Here is a 17507-nt window from a genome sequence, read left to right as displayed (position 1 = left end):
TATCACGCTCAATGTCGTGCATCTGTTCGAGTTGCAGTTTCTGTTGAGGAGTCAGTGTGATTTTCATGGTTTGTAGCATGATCCTGATTCTATTGAAAATCAAGCATCTTCAATGATCACGGGTATAATGATTAAAAAAGTGCTATTGTCCCTACCTGCATTAATTATTTTTTCAAATAGTGTTATGGCTTCGGACTCAAACCAGCTGTTACAAGCTTGCCCAACGCAAATTGTTTATTCATATTCGTTGGCTGATCGATATACAGCCTATTCGACCGATCAGTTTGATTTCTCTTCTGTTGATACACTTGTTTTGTCAGTAACCTATCGAAATGATTCGCCCAATACTTTAGAGCTCGACTCCCAACCACAAGTTTGGACCCACCAAGATAATGATCAAAATGAGTTGCATTGGCCATGGTCTGCTTTCACTTACGAGCCTCTTGTTGTTGAACCAGGGCAAGAATTTTCTGTTAGAGGGGTCGTAAATATTAATACTGTGATATTAAATGACAATATTGTTACAATCAGACCACAAGTTCATGGTGGTATGTGGTTTGGTGACGTGGAAACGTACGCCCCCGTAATTGGATATGACATTATTTGTCTATAGAAGTATTAAGAAAAGCGAAAATAGTTGAGTTTAGAGAGATTGCATAAGTAAGAAATGAGACCATGTTGGTAGGTTTGAACTATTAGAAAATTCTGACTTTATCACTTGGTCTCTTTTCTAACAGATACCTCTATATTAAAAATTACTTTGATAATATAAAAATAGGTAGCTAATGATTAATAAAAATTTATTGAGCATGGTTTTACTAGTGTTTTTTTCAGGTGGTGTTTACGCATCGGTATTAAGTCAAGAGTTACAAGATTGCCCAACAAAAATGGTCTATTCATATCCTTGGGCAAATAAGTACACTGCATATTCTACAGATAAATTTGATTTTTCATCAAGTCCAATATTGTTTATGTCAATTACATTCCAAAATTTGTCATTAGATACTTTGGCTCTTACTTATCCACAGGTTTGGACTAACGAAGACAATCCTCAAAGTGAAGTACATTTTCCGTATTCATCGCTTAACATGACACCAAGTGTTGTGCAGCCAGGAGAGGAGTTCACTATCTCCGGAATTGTGGATACTACTACAGTTCCTGCTACTGATAATATTTTAACAATAAGGCCACAAATTAGTTATAGGGCTTGGTTTGGTGATGTTGAAAAATATGCTCCAATTGTTAAAACCGATTTTATTTGTTTGCAATACAATAATGGTATTTTAGATAAATTTCATTATTTTAGTAAGAAAAACAATGAATTTTTATCTATTCAGTAATAGAAATATTTTCTATTGACTGACCTATATCTTTACGACTTGAAGCTGCAGAAGTGTTGGCTAGGTTCGTTCACTCCGATCACATTATTGATCATATGCTCATGGGGGTGAACTTGCTTCCTGACTGCAACTTCAAGTTGTTTTGGTATATAAATGTGATTGTTGCCTGTTATTTTAATATCATTACATTCCATATTCAGCGTGGCCTTGCTACCTCATCCAGTAAATATAAAATAGATTGATACGGAATGCCGCTATGGTGGGAAAGCCCAATTTCGCAGGTTCGACTGTTGCTAAATCCACGTTGGCAATGAGGGGGAACTTGTTCTTTCAATGGGTGAACGGCAGCGGCGTTAAGCTCTGGTGTGGTAAAGCCTTTATCGCCCGCCCAGCCGCAGCACTGAATATGTTCTGGTACAAGAACCTCACTGACGCACGCCTTGGTTAGTGTCAGCATCGCGGCCTCTAAGCCCATACGCCGCGAGCTGCAAGTAACATGCAGCATAACTGTCTCTTCTCTTGGCGTAATGGCGAGGTGTTGCAACAGATATTTACTAGCGAATCCAGTTGGTTCTAATACCTCAAGTGGCTTATTAAAGTGTTCAATACTGCGTTTTGCACACGGGCTCGTGTCCATCAATATTGGGTATTGTCCTTGCTGACTGGCTTGCCACAATACTGCTTCTAATTGCTCTGCTTTTGATTGTGCGAGTTCATTCATCCCTTTACTGTCATAGGGCATGCCACAACATTGGTTACTGAGCTCGCTTGGTAGAATGACCTCATAACCCGCTTTGTTGAGCAGCGATAACGTGACTTCGGTTAGTGGCCGTTGATCGCTAGCACTGGTTTGTTGGCCCATATTTCGGCTAGCGCATGAAGGCATGTAGACCACTTTCTTCTCGCGGCGTGGCAGGTTTTCGACCGCAATATCAAGGCGTTGTGTGTTCGCTTGTGGTAGCTCTGTATACCAAATCGGAGTTTTTCCTTTAGTCAATGTGCGTAAGCCATTGGTCGCGCCACCAACAATGTTTTTCCCCAGCATTTTTGTCGCCACTTGGTTTGCCTTCAAACCCGCTTTTGTGAGCGCTGTGGTAGTGGAAAAATGTTCCGCTGTCCATTTGGCTATTGGAACAAACTTTTGATATTTCGCCGTGCGCAGTTTTTTCACTAAGTCACCCGTGTTGATGCCCACCGGGCAGCGCTCAGCGCATAAACCAGTTGCAGCGCACGTGTCGAGTCCTTGGTATTCAAAGGTTTTCTCAAGCTCAGACGCTTCCACCGTTTCACCTTGTGCGCGGCGGCGCTGTAATTCTCGATATAAGACAATACGTTGACGAGGTGAAAGAGTCAGCGTGCGCGAAGGGCACACTGGTTCACAAAATCCACACTCTATACAGCGATCAATGAGCTCATCGGCTGCTGGCATCGGTTTGAGGTTAGATAAATGAGAATGCGGGTCGTCGTTAATGATCACGCCAGGGTTGAGTAACCCTTGTGGGTCAAACAGTGTTTTAATTTGTTGCATCAGAGCATAACCATCTTTGCCCCATTCTAATTCCACATACGGTGCCATATTACGACCAGTACCGTGTTCTGCTTTGAGCGAGCCCTGATATTTCACCGCGACTAATTCGGCAACATCATCCATAAATGCGCCATAACGGTCGATTTCACTTTGGCTATCGAAACCTTGCGTGAAAACAAAATGCAAATTGCCTTCTAATGCATGGCCAAAAATGATCGCTTCTTTGTAGTGGTATTGATCAAACAAGGCTTGTAAATCACGCACACCATTGGCTAGGTTTTCAACGGGAAAGGCAACATCTTCAATGATCACTGTCGTACCTACTTCACGGACAGCGCCAACGGCTGGGAACATGCCTTTGCGAATTCCCCACAGGGTGGCAACGGTTTTTGCTTCGGAGGTAAAAGGCACCGATTCGATGATTTTATAGTCACTCAGCGCCGCCATTACTGCGTCACATTGCCTGTGAAGTGTGGTTTCATCGCTGGCGTGAGATTCAATTAACAGTGAGGCAGCTTCCACATCTAATGTTGCAATGAATGCAGGCATGCCAGCTTTGTCGGCCACTGAGCGCATGGCACGGCCATCCATCATTTCCACTGCTGCCACAGGTGTTTTAGAAAGGGTGGTGACCGCTTGACTGGCCTGTTCAATGTCGGAAAACACCAACAAAGCCGAAGCTTTATGTGCGTGTTCAACCACGGTGTGGTAGGTGATTTCGGCAATAAAGCCGAGGGTTCCTTCAGAACCAATCATCAAATGTTCAATTACTTCAATGGGGTCTGAGTAATCCACTAAGGCATTGAGTGCGTAGCCCGTGGTGTTCTTAAGACGGTATTTGTGCCGAATACGCTGTGATAGTTCAGAGTTTTGTGCCGTTTGAGCATGAAGTTGTGCAATGCCTTCAATTAATTCGGGTTTGGCTGTTTTAAATGCGGCTATGCTCTCAGGGCTTGCTGTATCGAGCACTACACCATCCGCGAATACGATTTTCATGCTATCGACGGTGCGGTAAGAATTTTGCGCGGTGCCGCAGCACATGCCACTGGCGTTATTGGCAGCAATACCGCCGATTTTACAGGTGTTGATGGAGGCAGGATCTGGGCCTATTTTACGCTGAAAAGGGGCGAGATATTTGTTGGCATCAGCGCCAATGACTCCAGGTTGTAGCGTGATTTTTTTACCATCGTCATGGATACAATGACCGCGCCAATCGTCAGTGAGAGTAATCAATACTGAATCCGATACTGCTTGGCCAGATAAACTAGTACCTGCAGCGCGAAAGGTGCAATGAATGGCTAATTCTCGGCAGCTTTGAATGGCAAAAATCACTTCATCGAGATTTTTTAAACGCAGCACAATCTTTGGTATCAGGCGATAAAAACTGGCGTCAGTGCCATAAGCAAGGCGCTTAGCCTGCTGAGTGATGATACGCTCTGGCTCGATCATAGTCGCGAGCCTCTTTTCGAGTTGCTGAAAGTTGGAATACGATTGCGCCATAACTGCTTCCTTTTTGTGGTATTCGATGAATGAGCCTAGGTTATATTAAAGCTTAACGAGGGAGTCGCGTGATAAATCAGCGATGGTTTTTGCTCCAGTTAAGGTCATCGCAACGCGCATCTCTTTCTCATACAAATCGAGCAAGTTCTCTACCCCTTGCTGGCCTTGCGCCGCTAATGCATAGACGAACGAGCGGCCCAACAAGGTACAGTCCGCGCCGAGGGCGAGCATACGCACCACGTCAAGCCCGGAACGAATACCAGAATCAACGAGAATTTTAAGGTCTCCCTTCACTGCGTCAGCGATAGAAGGCAGGGCTTTTGCGGTGGAAAGTACGCCATCTAACTGACGTCCGCCATGGTTAGATACGATAATGCCGTCTGCACCAAAACGCACCGCATCTTTGGCATCTTCTGTATCTAAAATACCTTTGATGATCATTGGGCCATCCCAGAAATCACGAATCCACTCTAAATCTTTCCATGAAATTGACGGGTCAAAGTTGTTACCTAACCAACCAATATAGTCTTCCAATTTAGTTGGCGTGCCGCGATAAGTTGAAATGTTACCTAAATCGTGCGGTTTCCCCATCAGACCAACATCCCACGCCCAACTTGGGTGCTTCACCGCTTGAAACACACGGCGCATTGCCGCATTTGGGCCACTCATGCCTGAATGCATATCACGGTAACGCGCACCGGGAACTGGCATATCAACGGTAAATACCAAGTTTTTAACCCCAGCAGCTTTGGCGCGTTCTAGGACGTTCTTCATAAAACCGCGATCTTTGAGAACGTATAGCTGAAACCAAATGGGACGAGCTAGGGCGTCAGAGACTTCCTCTATCGGACAAACAGAAACCGTAGAAAGAGTAAATGGGATGCCTTTATTTTCCGCTGCACGCGCTGCTTGTACTTCACCGCGGCGAGCATACATGCCGGTTAAGCCAACAGGAGCAAGGGCGATCGGCATCGCTAGTGGTTCACCAAATAGCTCGGTGTCTAAACTGAGCTCCGACATATCGTTGAGTACACGCTGACGAAGTGCGATATCCGCTAAATCGGCGGTGTTGCGTGTTAGTGTATGCTCACCGTAAGAGCCACCATCGATGTAGTGAAATAGAAAAGGAGGCAGCTTTGCTTGAGCGGCAGCGCGATAATCGGTAGAGGCTGAAATAATCATAAATCGAATCCTAATTTAAGCAGGGCAGACTCTGAGGTCTGCTCTGTATTTCTATAAGTGATGAAGTTGGTACTTACTTGGCCATTAACACATCGGTCATGTTAAAGCCGTAAATCACGACTAAACCGATCACGCCTGTCATCACAAGATAATAGAAAGTTGGGATGATGGTTTTGCGCAGTGTTGCACCTTCACGCCCAAGCAAACCGACGGTGGCAGAAGCGGCGACTACGTTGTGGATCGCAATCATGTTACCTGCCGCAGCGCCAACCGCTTGCAACGCGACAACCACAACACTAGATATAGAGAGCGTTTGTGCTACTTCAAATTGGAATTGGCTGAACATCATATTGGAAACCGTATTTGAACCTGCGATAAATGCACCAAGTGCACCAACAGTCGCACTCAATGCCGGGAAGGCTTCGCCCACCAAACCCGCCGCAAAATTAGCCGTGGTGACAGGCATACTTGCGAGGTCGGAACCATTGACGCCAGAGTTAATAAAAATACGCACCATAGGGATAGTGAACACCAATACAAAGCCTGCGCCAATTAAGGTTTTGCTTGATTCACCGAAAGCTTTGGCTAAAGGCATCGCGTTGCGAGATTGCAAAATAACCGCCAGCAGTGCGACAAAGACTAATATCCCACCAGGTAAATACAGTGGTTGAATTGCAGTGCTGATACCTGTTTCACCCAAAATGTTCGCAAAGGAAAGGCTAATGCTAGTGAGGAACAATTTAAATTCAGTACTGACTCGGCTGGCAACCAACACGACAGCCAGTAATACATACGGTGCCCACGCCAGTGCTAAGCTCATCGGTTTGCTTTTTATCTCTTCTACATCGATTTTAAGAGAGCCTAACCATTCTGCTGGCCATGATTTTTCTTCAGGAAAATCCCACTGTGACTTAGGCACGAGGAAGCCTTTTTTGGCTGCGGTGACGACCAAAGACAGGCCGACTAACCCACCAATGAGCGATGGGAATTCTGGACCAAGAAATACACCCGTGAGTGCGTAAGGAACGGTAAAAGCCAAACCAGAGAAAATGGCAAATGGCAGAATATCTAACCCCTCAGTCCAGCTTTTGTTTTTACCGAAAAAGCGCGTCAACATCATCGCCATTAACACTGGCATCAGTGTGCCGACGCCTGCGTGTATTAACGCCACACTGGAGGTGATCTGTTGCAAATAGGCATCCCAGTTCGAACCGTTAGCGAGTAATGCTTCGCTGATATTGTGCGTATCTAACCCTTTGTTTACTCCGACGATAATCGGTGTTCCAACCGCACCAAAAGAAACGGGAGTGGACTGGATCATCATACCCATCAAAACTGCTGCCAGGGCAGGAAAGCCAATCGCAACTAAAAGTGGCGCAGCAATTGCTGCTGGTGTACCAAAACCGGATGCGCCCTCAATGAAAGAGCCGAAACACCAGGCAATAATAATAGCTTGCACACGGCGATCCGCCGAGACATCGGTAAAACCGTTACGAATGGTGGTGATGGCTCCGGTGTGTTTCAAAGTGTTGAGTAAGAAGATCGCGCCAAACACAATCCAGAGCACGGAAACGGTGATACCGAACCCTTGAAAAATCGATGCCAGAACTCGGTTGGCTGACATATCCCAACTTGTTAGGGCAATAACAACGGTTAAGCCAAAGGCCACCGGCATGGCTTTTTTAGCTGGCCAGTTAAGGCCAACTAATAGAATTGCCGCCACCACAATGGGGGAGAAGGCAATTAAGGCTAGTACTGTTTCACTCATGGATACTTCCTCGTAAAGTTTGCTCTTAGTGTTATGTGCTAATAGAAGAGCAGGTGTCCTGTAGGGTTTGGTGCTACTTATCCATCAATGACGGGTAGCTGAATTATTATATTTGTGATTTTTTTGTTAATTTGGCGTGAATTTACTCCTTTCTTTTTTTTGGATATAGGGAAATAATGAAAATAATTAATTCCAAAATTGGCATAATAGAATGCGAGCAGATGACTTAATCTTATTTTCACAAGTGATGGAACTAGGGAGTTTTAGTAAGGTTGCAGAACAAAATAGTCTTACAAATTCAGTGGTTAGCAAAAGAATTGCTCGTTTGGAAGAAGAGTTAGGCGTACAGTTATTATATCGAACGACGCGTAAATTAACTCTGACCGAAGCGGGCAAAGCACTATTACATGGTGCGAAAAATGTGAAGCTCGCCACTCAAGAAGCGATGGATGCGGTGGCCGGATTTGGTGAAAACGTCAGTGGCCATATAAAAATGTCAGTACCTACGATATCAGGTGATCTGATTTTGGCTGATGCGGTGGCGGAATTTTGTAATTCTCACCCTGGGTTGACGGTCGATATGTCGCTCGACAACCGTTTTGTCGATTTGGTCGAAGGTGGTTTTGACTTAGTGATCCGCACAGGTTACTTGGAAGATTCAAGCCTGATAGCGCGCCATATTTTAGACTCACAATGGGTCGTTTGTGCCTCTCCGTCTTACATCGCTAAAAATGGTAAACCATTAAAACCGGAAGACTTAACGAGCCACAATTGTTTGCAATACGCTTATCAAACCACGGGCGCAAGCGAATGGGAGTTTAAAGGTCATAAAGGGAATTATATCGTCAGAGTAGCCGGGAGCTTTTCAACCGATAACGCGACCGCACTAAGAAAAGCCGCCTTAGGTGGTCACGGTATCGCTTATGTCCCGCGTTGTTTGGTCTATCACGATTTTCGCAACGGCCAGTTGGTTGATATTTTCCCTGAACAGGTTGGCAAAAAATTAGGCATTTACGCGGTCTATCCGTTTACGCGCCAGCCTCCAAATAAAGTCAGGTTATTGATTGAACATATCCGTGCGCGTTATCTGACCATTTCTCATTATTTTTGAGTGTGTGACATGAAGATCTTGAAAACGAAACTTCAAGCATAATTAGCAAATCTATTTATAACTTGAAAGCGTTAACAATAACCAGTGATTACCAGGGGAATTTTAATTTCCCTTGCCGCGCACCATGCTCTTTTAATATTTTTATCATCTCTTTATCTGCGTATTTTATCGCATTATCTAACATGGTCATGCCATAGTTTAGTTGTTTGAATGTATGGTTAGGATCGACTAATCCACGTTCTAAAAATATTTTCAGTATTTTATGGTTAGCAGAACACTTGCTTAGTGAATATTCTATATCCTCAAATGAACCAGTCATTTTACTGACATCGGCTTTAGTAAAATTGAATTCTGAAAATAAATATTCAACAATATCTAGTTTGGAGTTTGCTATAGCAATTCTCATCGCTTTACATGCATCATCTTTGCTTTTTATATAAATAGCCATTTCTTTAATATTGGATGCTTTTATAGCCTCTTTCAGCTCCATTTTTCGTAAATTAACTTTTCTGAATTTTCCTATATTAACCATCCGTGGAGCATGGAATTCTGGCTGAAATACAAAATTGATGACTCGGTCTAATCCTCTACTGTCTAGATTCTCATTCAGTACAAATCGTTTAAACTTGTCGTCTTTGCTATTTCTCAAGAAATTAATAAGGTGCAGTCCTAAAGCAAGCTTCATATCTCTAGTGTTATACATAGGCACATCATTTTGGCCTTTTGTACCATGTATTGTTCGCTCTACTTCGTTTCTCACTACTTCAAATTGTTGGATAAATACTTGATGTTCATGCCGACGTGCGGGTGGAGCTTTGTTATGGAAATGATCGGTTAATGTGAGATATCCGTGTGTGAAAGGTTGTTTTGTTATATAGGCATTAGCACCAAAGTCGAACTGTGTATGTACCGTATTGAGTGGAAGTTGAGATTCATCATCGGAAAACTCAACGCCAAAAAAAACAAAGTCTTGATTTCCTAACTTTTGCTCATCCATTGAATATGTGTTCTTTCCAGTAACTATACCAATTGATTTCAACATATCGATAGACATAATTGTCTGCGTAGCAAAATTTGAGTTGCTCTGATGCCTAAAATGTAATGTTGCATTTACCACCTTTTTGAGTAATTCCTGTTCCTGAGTAGTTAGATTTTGAGTTTCGCCCTTTATCGATGCTAGATTATCGCGAGATATGTTATCAAAGTGTTCGAGTGTTGCAAATGAAGCTTCGTCCCTTGGTTGTAGTGGAGGTAAGTCAATATTTAATCGTTTAAATACTTCTCCTTCAGATAGCATCTTGCTATAGCTCTGAGCCGCAACAGCTTTTCTAAGGAAACGTTTAATACAATCTGAAGACTTAATGGCTCCTTCTTCGTTCCCTCTGTAATATGGAATTTTCGAACCATCGGCAGAATGAGCGTATTTAATAGATCTGATCTTATTTGGAATGGTTTTTGGGCTCACATCGCTGTTTGATTTTATAATTGTAGGTGAGAGTTGTAATGGTGTCGTATACATTGGTGCTACCTAATATAAAATTCACAGCAGATATTATTTATTATCGATATCGTAACGTCACAAGATTTTTTGTGAAAATTCTGAGTTATTCCTGCGTGATGTATATGACATGAGCTTTCGAATTGGCCTTTAGCTGTTGCAGCTTACACCAACAAATTGACGCCATTACTTGGGGGAAAGTAATAGCGTCTTCTAATCAGTAGTAAAGAAATATTTATTTGTGATGCAAGAAAGTCGCCGCTTTATCAGGAAAATCGGTAAACAAGCCATCGACTTTTACTTTGTTATAGAACACATCAAGCATATCTTCAAAGCTGTCTGCATACGGAGCGATGCGATCTTTTTCTGCGCGGAATGTGTAGGGGTGAACCACTAGGCCTTGTGCTTTTGCTTCTTTCATCAAAGGCTTAATGATGATGTTGTCCTTGGTCGATGCGTCATCAACTAACATTGGTTTCCATGGACCAATACCATCGGCGTAGGTCGCGACTTGCTTCATTCCATTGGCTTCGAACATCCAGTCATAGCTGTATGGTTGGGCTTGGTTGCCGTCATAAACCATGGTTTCATTCCAGTCGGTATACGCTATGAGCTGAACCAGTTTTAAATCCATTTTCATGGCGGGTAGCAGTTCGTCATTAATGCGCTTGAGTTCTATTGGATCAAAGCATTGTAGGTAGACTTTGTCTTCTTTATTCGTATAACCGTATTCTTTTAAGGTCGTTAATACGGCTTTACTGATGTCTTTGCCTTGGTGTTTGTGGAACCAAGGGGCTTTAATTTCAGGGTAAATGCCAATGTCATACCCAAGTGTTTTATTGAGCCCTTGGATTAGTTCTATTTCTTCAGCGAAAGTTGGGACAGTAAAGTTGGATTTCCACAGCGGAAATCGGTCGGGAAACCCCGCTACTTTATTGCCTTTGTCATCGATATTAAAGCCTTCGGTCACGCGCAAGCTTTTGATTTCGGATAAGGTAAAATCAATCGCATAGTAGCGGCCATCGCTACGAGCGCGATCAGGAAAGCGTTCGGCAACATCTGTGACGCGATCAAGGTAATGGTCGTGTAACACAACCAGTTGATTGTCTTTGGTCATCACCACATCTTGCTCGATATAATCAGGCTTCATGCCATAAGCGAGCGCTTTGGCTTCTAATGTGTGTTCTGGTAAGTATCCAGAAGCGCCGCGGTGAGCAATCACTAGTGGGTCGGCGTGACCCCACGTTGAACAGGTTAAAGCAAGTAGTGAAAGTGCGAGTGGTTTCAATTTCATGTTTCTATCCTTAAAAACGCCCCCTGTCGATGCAGGGGGAGTGCTGTGTTCTAGGTGAAGAGAAGTGTGATGTCATACAATCAAACACATCTCGGAGTCAGTTCGATTACAACGTCGATGCTTTGGCGGCCTCGAGTCTGTCTTTTTCTTTATGATGCGCACGCTCACCAACGAATGCATACAGTAGGCAAAGAATAGAAATACCACATGAGGCAACGAGGATCATAAAACCACCATCCCAACCGAAGTGGTCAACGGTGTAACCGAGAATTGCATTAGCGGCCACAGCGCCACCGAGATAACCAAACAAACCGGTTAAGCCTGCCGCTGTACCCGCTGCTTTTTTCGGTGCGAGTTCAAGAGCATAGAGACCAATCAACATTACCGGGCCGTAAATCAAGAAACCGATCGCAACCAAGGCAGCCATATCGACCACTGGGTTACCGGCAGGGTTGAACCAGTAAACCAATACCGCAACGGTAACCAGTACCATAAACAAGATGCCAGCAGGTGCACGGCGGCCTTTGAACACTTTATCCGATACCCAACCACACAATAATGTACCTGGAATACCGGCCCATTCGTAGAAGAAGTAAGCCCAAGACGATTTGTCTACAGTAAAGTCTTTGGCTTCTTTTAAATACACAGGAGCCCAATCAAGCACACCGTAGCGAATCAAATAGACGAATGCGTTTGCAATTGCGATAGACCATAACAATTTGTTAGAGAAGACATATTTGAAGAAGATTTCTTTCGCAGTCATCTCGTTTTCGTGAGATTTATCGTAGTCGTCTGGATAATCGTTTTTGTATTCTTCAATTGGTGGTAGACCACAAGATTGAGGAGTATCACGAAGCGTCATCCAAATGAAAATAGCAACTAAAGTGGCGAAAAAGGCTGGAACATAAAAAGCAGCACGCCAGTCATCGTTGAACGCCCAAAGGCCGAATAAGAAAAGAGGTCCAATTAAGCCACCACCAACGTTATGAGCCACGTTCCAAACTGAAACAATTTCCCCACGTTCTTTGCGTGACCACCAGTGCACCATTGTACGTCCACATGCCGGCCACCCCATACCTTGGAACCAACCATTTAAAAATAGCAAAATGAACATTGCGGTAATACTGCTTGTCGCCCATGGCATAAAGCCAAAACAGAACATGACCGCTGCCGACATCAACAAACCTGCACTTAAGAAATAGCGGGGATTAGAACGGTCTGACACGCTGCCCATTAAGAATTTAGAGAGACCATAAGCGATAGAAACAGCAGCAAGGGCTACCCCTAAGTCACCACGGCTAAAGCCTTGTTCAATGAGGTAGGGCATGGCTAAGCTAAAGTTCTTACGAACAAGGTAATAGCCAGCATAACCAACAAAGATGCTGAGAAATAGCTGCCAGCGTAAACGGCTGTACGCACCGTCAACCCGCTCGGAGGCGAGCCGATCTATATGTGCTTGGGGTTTGAAGATACCAAACATAGTTAACCTCATTATTATTTTGCGATGGTTTTAAAGTTCGAACGCTAAAATTTAACTTCGTTCGAAAGAGAGTGGTATTGTCATGCGCAAACGAATGCATTTCTGTGATAAATGTTGCATGTGAATTAATTTACCGCTAAAAACAAATGATTAGTTTCTATTTTTAAGGGATTAATGCCAGGTATATTAATGAAATCGATTGCATTTTGTTTCGGATGTTGTTTGTTATTGTTTGTTTGGTGTTCGATACTGGTTTGCTCATGGTATTCAGAGGAACAATAGAGGGCTGGAATCGTTGAGAATTAGGCAAACGCTAACTGCTTTAAGATGTATAAGATTTCAGTTTGTATTGTTTTCCGCATCTATTGTCTGTTATGCGAATGATAATCATATTTTTAGACTGAACAGCATCAGAGTATTCGGCTGCTTTCATGGCATCTATCGCGTTAGTTAAAAGATTGCCCAGTACTTGCCGCAAGCGTTGCTCTTCGCCGAGGATATTAGGTATATCAGCAGGGGGATCCATGTTAGTGCATATTATAACCCCTATAGTTTAAAAGCTGAATTTTGCAAGCATGGTGTTGAGCAAACCTTTAAGTTTTGATGTTTAAGGGTTTGCTTAACCAAATACAGTATCGTTTTCCTGCATTCAGTACTAACGATACTGAATGATCTTAAGCTTATGATTTGAATTTAGTTTGTAAGTTTATTATTACCAAGAACATCCACATCCATCCAAACTTTACGTTGGTTTGATAAATAAGAATCCGGCTTGTACAAATTATGACTACAGAACATAGTGGCGCTACTAGTCGATGGATCTCCGCCACATTGATAAGTTTTTCCGTTATATTTTACACGATCGCCTAGTTTATATTGTGACTGTGTACTATAAGGTTTAACCTCATAATCTTTAGTTATACCAATTGGTCGCCAAACATTGTATGCACTACTGCCAATACCATCCGGCTCATAGCCGTTATCAGGTCTAGTACCAAAGGTACAAGGTTCACCCATAACATAATTGCCAAGTGATTGGTTGCTAGCCGGTCCACTAGTTAGGCCACGGACGCATTGAAATTTTTTCATATTGTAAGTCACGATATCACCGACTTTGTAGTACTTACCCCAAACATAAGCTTTCTTCCCGTTACCACTTTTTACTTGTTCTGGCTTTGGGTAGAGTGAGTATGTCACGGTGTCTGTTGTTTCTTTACCATCGATATCGCTGACCGTCAATTTAAAAGCAATAACAATTGGTTCCTGATAGACATCACCGCTAAAAGTAAACTTTGCATTGGCTTTATTCGCTTTTTTTATAGTCACATCCTGTGTGCTTGCATCGCCTGATATATCGAGTAACTCCCATTTATAGTCTAGAATCTCTGCACTACTTGTCATTTTTGTTTCATCGAATGAAAGCGAAAATTTGTGGTTATCGAAATTGTAGCCTTGGTAATCAAAACCAGCAATATGACCTTGTGAGGCCATCGCTGCTGAGCTCGCCATAATCATAGATAGGAAAAGTAACGTTTTTTTCATCTGTTATACCTTAATTAAATAGAATCAAGAGATTATTTATCAACAGAAGATTTAGAGAACTGTTGATGAGAATTATGCTAATGATTTTAAAAATAAAGGTAAGTGAAAAGAGTGGTGAAAAGTTGAATGTGATATTTTCAAGTATGGTCTGTCTGTGTCATTGTTTTTCGGAGTGAATGATGGATGAGATAAATAGTCATGATTTATGTCAAGAATGTATTTTATTTTTGTAAAAGTTATGTGTTTGGATATTCGCAGGGCAAATGTCTACTTTTATGTGTATGGGTCCGTATAATTTCAAATGAATAGATGAAATTAATATATAGGTTAATGAAATGAAGATAAGAGGAGATAACCTAAGTTCAATGCCTTTTATCGTCAGTAGGGTTGTACCTATAAAAGTATTTATGTTTTAAAAGGTTTGAAATAAAAGAGCCCTTATCATCAATGAGATAAGGGCTGGAATAATTAGCTTCTTTTGTTTTCCCGATATTGGAATTGATAGTCGACATCAACGATAGCGCGGTACTGAATTTGGCCAGGATTTTTGGCAAACTGTTCTACATGCACTTCCATATCATTTACTTTTACGCTTTGACCATTGAGTGATGCCTCAGATATTGGCAGTTTATGCGCTAATTGGTTCGGTGACATGTTCTGGAATTGCTCGACCAAATCAAACCCTGCGTTATAAGCTTGTTGTTCGGTAGCAAAAGCTTCAGTCTTAAACGATGTTTCAGAGTTTGAAGTTCTAACACCGGCAAAAGCGGTTGTACTTATAGTTAATGCTGCAGCAAGAATCATGACTTTTTTCATCGGATTACTCCTTTCATTGTGAAACGGTATTAACGATTTGATGGAGAAATAGTAACAATTTCGGTGTAAAGAGTCCGTCAGGCAATGTAAAGGTGGTGATAATTTCTGGTGTGGTTTTCTGACAAAGAGTTGTTATTACAGGTTTTGGCCAATTGTGTCAGATTTTACCCATTGAATAGCAAATAAATCTTCAAAGTGATGACTATGAGCATCACTTATAAAAAAAGTGAAAGCGATTGTTTAATTTCAAGTAAAGATAAACTGATAGTTTTATGTACCAATTAATGAACATTAAATTATCATTAATTGCTATCAATCTAATATATAAACATAAATTATCAATAATCCGTAGCTTTACTTTTGCTATTGTTTTTTTTGTGACCATATTATTTTACGTAAGATTTTTCCTTTTTTTGTGCATTGCTGGCCAAGCTGATTTTCTTGATCCAATTTGAATGTGCGAATTATTCGCAGTCACACTGTTTATGATTGATAGGAAGTAAATCGTAAACGGATGCTTATAACAACTCTCTAGGATTGAGAAATGAAAAACAAACAACGTCAAATAAAGTGGTTATTCCTTGCTAGTTCAATAGCGGCGGCACTCCCAGTATCTGCAGCACAAATGGTGTCAGTTGATGACCCTAATGTGCTTGAGCAAGCACTATCACTTCAGGCTCGTAGTATTGTTGCTACACAACATGGCTTTCAACCTGTGAAAAGTGTCACATTACCAAATGGCAAAGTTAAAGTACGTTATCAGCAGATATATAAAGGTTTGCCTGTTTTTAATACTTCCGTCGTGGCAACACAAACAGACAAAGGAATCGGGCAAGTTTATGGCGTGATGGCTCAACAAATTGATGCTGATGTTGCTAGTACCTCGCCACAACTTGAACAGCAACAAGCTATCAATATCGCGTTATCCTATTATCAGCAGCAAGCCCCATCGTTGGTTACGCAAGATCTTAAGACAGAAAATGAAAACGCTAAACTCATGGTTCGCTTAGATGAAAATCAAATCGCTCATGTGGTGTATCTGGTTGATTTCTTCGTGGCGACCAGTGAACCGTCACGTCCATTTTTCTTTATTGATGCGATGAGCGGTGAAGTATTGCAAACTTGGGAAGGCTTGAATCACGTTGAAGCGGCCGCTTCTGGCCCTGGTGGGAATCAAAAAACGGGTTTGTATCAGTACGGGATGGATTATCCAAATTTTATCGTCGATAAGGTCGGTAGCACTTGTAGCATGGTGAATAGTGCGGTGAAAACGGTCGATATGAAAAACGCCACATCGGGCGGTTCAACGTTCAGCTATTCATGTACAGACGCGAGCAATTACAACGATTACAAGTCGATCAATGGGGCTTATTCTCCACTGAATGATGCGCACTACTTTGGTAAAGTGGTGTTTGATATGTATAAAGATTGGATGAACACTTCACCACTGACTTTCCAGCTAACCATGCGTGTGCATTACGATAGTAACTATGAAAATGCGTTTTGGAATGGTTCATCGATGACGTTTGGTGATGGCCAGAATACGTTTTATCCACTGGTTGATATTAACGTTAGTGCTCACGAAGTCAGTCACGGTTTTACCGAGCAAAATTCTGGCCTGGTTTATGCGAATATGTCTGGTGGTATCAATGAAGCGTTCTCTGATATCGCTGGTGAAGCCGCAGAATTCTACATGAAAGGCAGTGTCGATTGGGTAGTGGGCAGTGACATTTTTAAGTCCTCTGGAGGTCTGCGTTATTTCGACCAACCATCGAAAGATGGTCGTTCTATTGATCATGCTTCTCAATACTACAACGGTCTCAACGTGCATAATTCAAGCGGTGTGTTTAACCGGGCATATTATCTGTTAGCCAATAAAGCCAATTGGTCGGTACGCAAAGGTTTTGAAGTGTTTACGGTTGCTAACCAATTGTATTGGACAGCCAACAGCACCTTTGACCAAGGTGGCTGTGGTGTGGCAAAAGCCGCGCAAGACTTAGGCTATACCGTAGTTGACGTGGTTGATGCATTTAATCAAGTTGGTGTGAATGCAAACTGCGGTGCTTTGCCTCCAACCGATAATGTGTTGGAAAAAGGTCTGCCAGTGTCGGCTTTGCAAGGGGCCAAAGGCTCTGAAGTTTACTACAACTTTACAGTGGCAAGTTCATCTAATGTGAAAGTCTCTACCAGTTCTGGTACAGGTGATGCCGATCTATATGTAAAAATTGGTAGTAAGCCAACAACATCGTCATGGGATTGTCGTCCATATAAATCGGGTAACAATGAGCAGTGTACTATCTCTGCTGAGCCAGGTATCACATATCACGTGATGCTTAAAGGTTACAGCAGCTATAGTGGCGTAACGTTAAGATTAGATTGATCGTTCTTGGCCATACATAAATAGGGGCATCAATTGTGCCCCTCTATTTTTGTCTCAACAGATCGACA

The 17507-nt window shown here is 42.4% G+C and carries 13 protein-coding genes; 4 read left to right on the top strand and 9 right to left on the bottom strand.

Annotated elements, in window-relative coordinates; genetic code table 11:
- The first annotated feature begins 112 nt into the window (after nt 1–112).
- Entirely contained in the window at nt 113–613 is a 501-nt protein-coding gene (locus EYW48_RS17095; protein WP_277432723.1) for a hypothetical protein, read from the top strand.
- Between the two features lie 172 nt (nt 614–785).
- Complete coding sequence (locus tag EYW48_RS17090; protein WP_176314034.1) at nt 786–1340, top strand: hypothetical protein; 555 nt, start codon at nt 786–788, stop codon at nt 1338–1340.
- A gap of 196 nt (nt 1341–1536) precedes the next feature.
- Here EYW48_RS17090 and EYW48_RS17085 read toward each other — a convergent pair whose 3' ends face one another.
- From EYW48_RS17085 to EYW48_RS17075, 3 genes are all read right to left on the bottom strand, one after another.
- Nucleotides 1537–4368: an FAD-binding and (Fe-S)-binding domain-containing protein gene (locus EYW48_RS17085; protein WP_277432722.1), complete on the bottom strand. Its 2832-nt coding sequence runs from the start codon at nt 4366–4368 to the stop codon at nt 1537–1539.
- Nucleotides 4369–4413: 45 nt separating this feature from the next.
- Nucleotides 4414–5550 carry an FMN-dependent L-lactate dehydrogenase LldD gene (gene lldD, locus EYW48_RS17080; RefSeq protein WP_277432721.1) on the bottom strand — a complete coding sequence of 379 codons (1137 nt, stop codon included), beginning with the start codon at nt 5548–5550 and terminating at the stop codon, nt 4414–4416.
- Between the two features lie 73 nt (nt 5551–5623).
- Nucleotides 5624–7318: an L-lactate permease gene (locus EYW48_RS17075; protein WP_277432720.1), complete on the bottom strand. Its 1695-nt coding sequence runs from the start codon at nt 7316–7318 to the stop codon at nt 5624–5626.
- Between the two features lie 211 nt (nt 7319–7529).
- Between EYW48_RS17075 and EYW48_RS17070 the strand changes: the two genes are divergently transcribed.
- Nucleotides 7530–8429, top strand: a complete 900-nt coding sequence (locus tag EYW48_RS17070) for a LysR family transcriptional regulator (RefSeq protein ID WP_053311710.1) — start codon at nt 7530–7532, stop codon at nt 8427–8429.
- 88 nt (nt 8430–8517) lie between these two features.
- Here EYW48_RS17070 and EYW48_RS17065 read toward each other — a convergent pair whose 3' ends face one another.
- From EYW48_RS17065 to EYW48_RS17040, 6 genes are all read right to left on the bottom strand, one after another.
- Entirely contained in the window at nt 8518–9948 is a 1431-nt protein-coding gene (locus tag EYW48_RS17065; protein WP_277432719.1) for a T3SS effector OspC family protein, read from the bottom strand.
- Between the two features lie 214 nt (nt 9949–10162).
- Entirely contained in the window at nt 10163–11221 is a 1059-nt protein-coding gene (gene glpQ / locus EYW48_RS17060) for a glycerophosphodiester phosphodiesterase (protein ID WP_171981539.1), read from the bottom strand.
- A gap of 106 nt (nt 11222–11327) precedes the next feature.
- Nucleotides 11328–12701 carry a glycerol-3-phosphate transporter gene (gene glpT, locus EYW48_RS17055; protein ID WP_241772884.1) on the bottom strand — a complete coding sequence of 458 codons (1374 nt, stop codon included), beginning with the start codon at nt 12699–12701 and terminating at the stop codon, nt 11328–11330.
- Between the two features lie 322 nt (nt 12702–13023).
- Entirely contained in the window at nt 13024–13227 is a 204-nt protein-coding gene (locus EYW48_RS17050; RefSeq protein WP_171981538.1) for an ATP-binding protein, read from the bottom strand.
- A 167-nt stretch (nt 13228–13394) separates the two neighbouring features.
- Nucleotides 13395–14243 carry a hypothetical protein gene (locus tag EYW48_RS17045; RefSeq protein WP_171981537.1) on the bottom strand — a complete coding sequence of 283 codons (849 nt, stop codon included), beginning with the start codon at nt 14241–14243 and terminating at the stop codon, nt 13395–13397.
- A 468-nt stretch (nt 14244–14711) separates the two neighbouring features.
- Nucleotides 14712–15059 (bottom strand): DUF3316 domain-containing protein, encoded by a 348-nt coding sequence (locus tag EYW48_RS17040; RefSeq protein WP_171981536.1) that lies wholly within the window; start codon nt 15057–15059, stop codon nt 14712–14714.
- A 544-nt stretch (nt 15060–15603) separates the two neighbouring features.
- Between EYW48_RS17040 and EYW48_RS17035 the strand changes: the two genes are divergently transcribed.
- Entirely contained in the window at nt 15604–17439 is a 1836-nt protein-coding gene (locus EYW48_RS17035) for a M4 family metallopeptidase (RefSeq protein WP_171981535.1), read from the top strand.
- Nucleotides 17440–17507: the final 68 nt, after the last annotated feature.

The sequence above is a fragment of the Vibrio sp. 1180_3 genome (genome assembly GCF_029478545.1).
Taxonomy (GTDB): domain Bacteria; phylum Pseudomonadota; class Gammaproteobacteria; order Enterobacterales; family Vibrionaceae; genus Vibrio; species Vibrio aestuarianus.
Note: the sequence above shows the minus strand (reverse complement) of the source record. Positions and strands in the feature narration are given on the sequence as shown.

Coding starts and splice junctions, on each gene's coding strand:
- EYW48_RS17095 (WP_277432723.1), top strand. CDS start 113: ATGATCACGGGTATAATGATTAAAAAAGTGCTATTGTCCCTACCTGCA.
- EYW48_RS17090 (WP_176314034.1), top strand. CDS start 786: ATGATTAATAAAAATTTATTGAGCATGGTTTTACTAGTGTTTTTTTCA.
- EYW48_RS17085 (WP_277432722.1), bottom strand. CDS start 4,368: ATGGCGCAATCGTATTCCAACTTTCAGCAACTCGAAAAGAGGCTCGCG.
- lldD (WP_277432721.1), bottom strand. CDS start 5,550: ATGATTATTTCAGCCTCTACCGATTATCGCGCTGCCGCTCAAGCAAAG.
- EYW48_RS17075 (WP_277432720.1), bottom strand. CDS start 7,318: ATGAGTGAAACAGTACTAGCCTTAATTGCCTTCTCCCCCATTGTGGTG.
- EYW48_RS17070 (WP_053311710.1), top strand. CDS start 7,530: ATGCGAGCAGATGACTTAATCTTATTTTCACAAGTGATGGAACTAGGG.
- EYW48_RS17065 (WP_277432719.1), bottom strand. CDS start 9,948: ATGTATACGACACCATTACAACTCTCACCTACAATTATAAAATCAAAC.
- glpQ (WP_171981539.1), bottom strand. CDS start 11,221: ATGAAATTGAAACCACTCGCACTTTCACTACTTGCTTTAACCTGTTCA.
- glpT (WP_241772884.1), bottom strand. CDS start 12,701: ATGTTTGGTATCTTCAAACCCCAAGCACATATAGATCGGCTCGCCTCC.
- EYW48_RS17050 (WP_171981538.1), bottom strand. CDS start 13,227: ATGGATCCCCCTGCTGATATACCTAATATCCTCGGCGAAGAGCAACGC.
- EYW48_RS17045 (WP_171981537.1), bottom strand. CDS start 14,243: ATGAAAAAAACGTTACTTTTCCTATCTATGATTATGGCGAGCTCAGCA.
- EYW48_RS17040 (WP_171981536.1), bottom strand. CDS start 15,059: ATGAAAAAAGTCATGATTCTTGCTGCAGCATTAACTATAAGTACAACC.
- EYW48_RS17035 (WP_171981535.1), top strand. CDS start 15,604: ATGAAAAACAAACAACGTCAAATAAAGTGGTTATTCCTTGCTAGTTCA.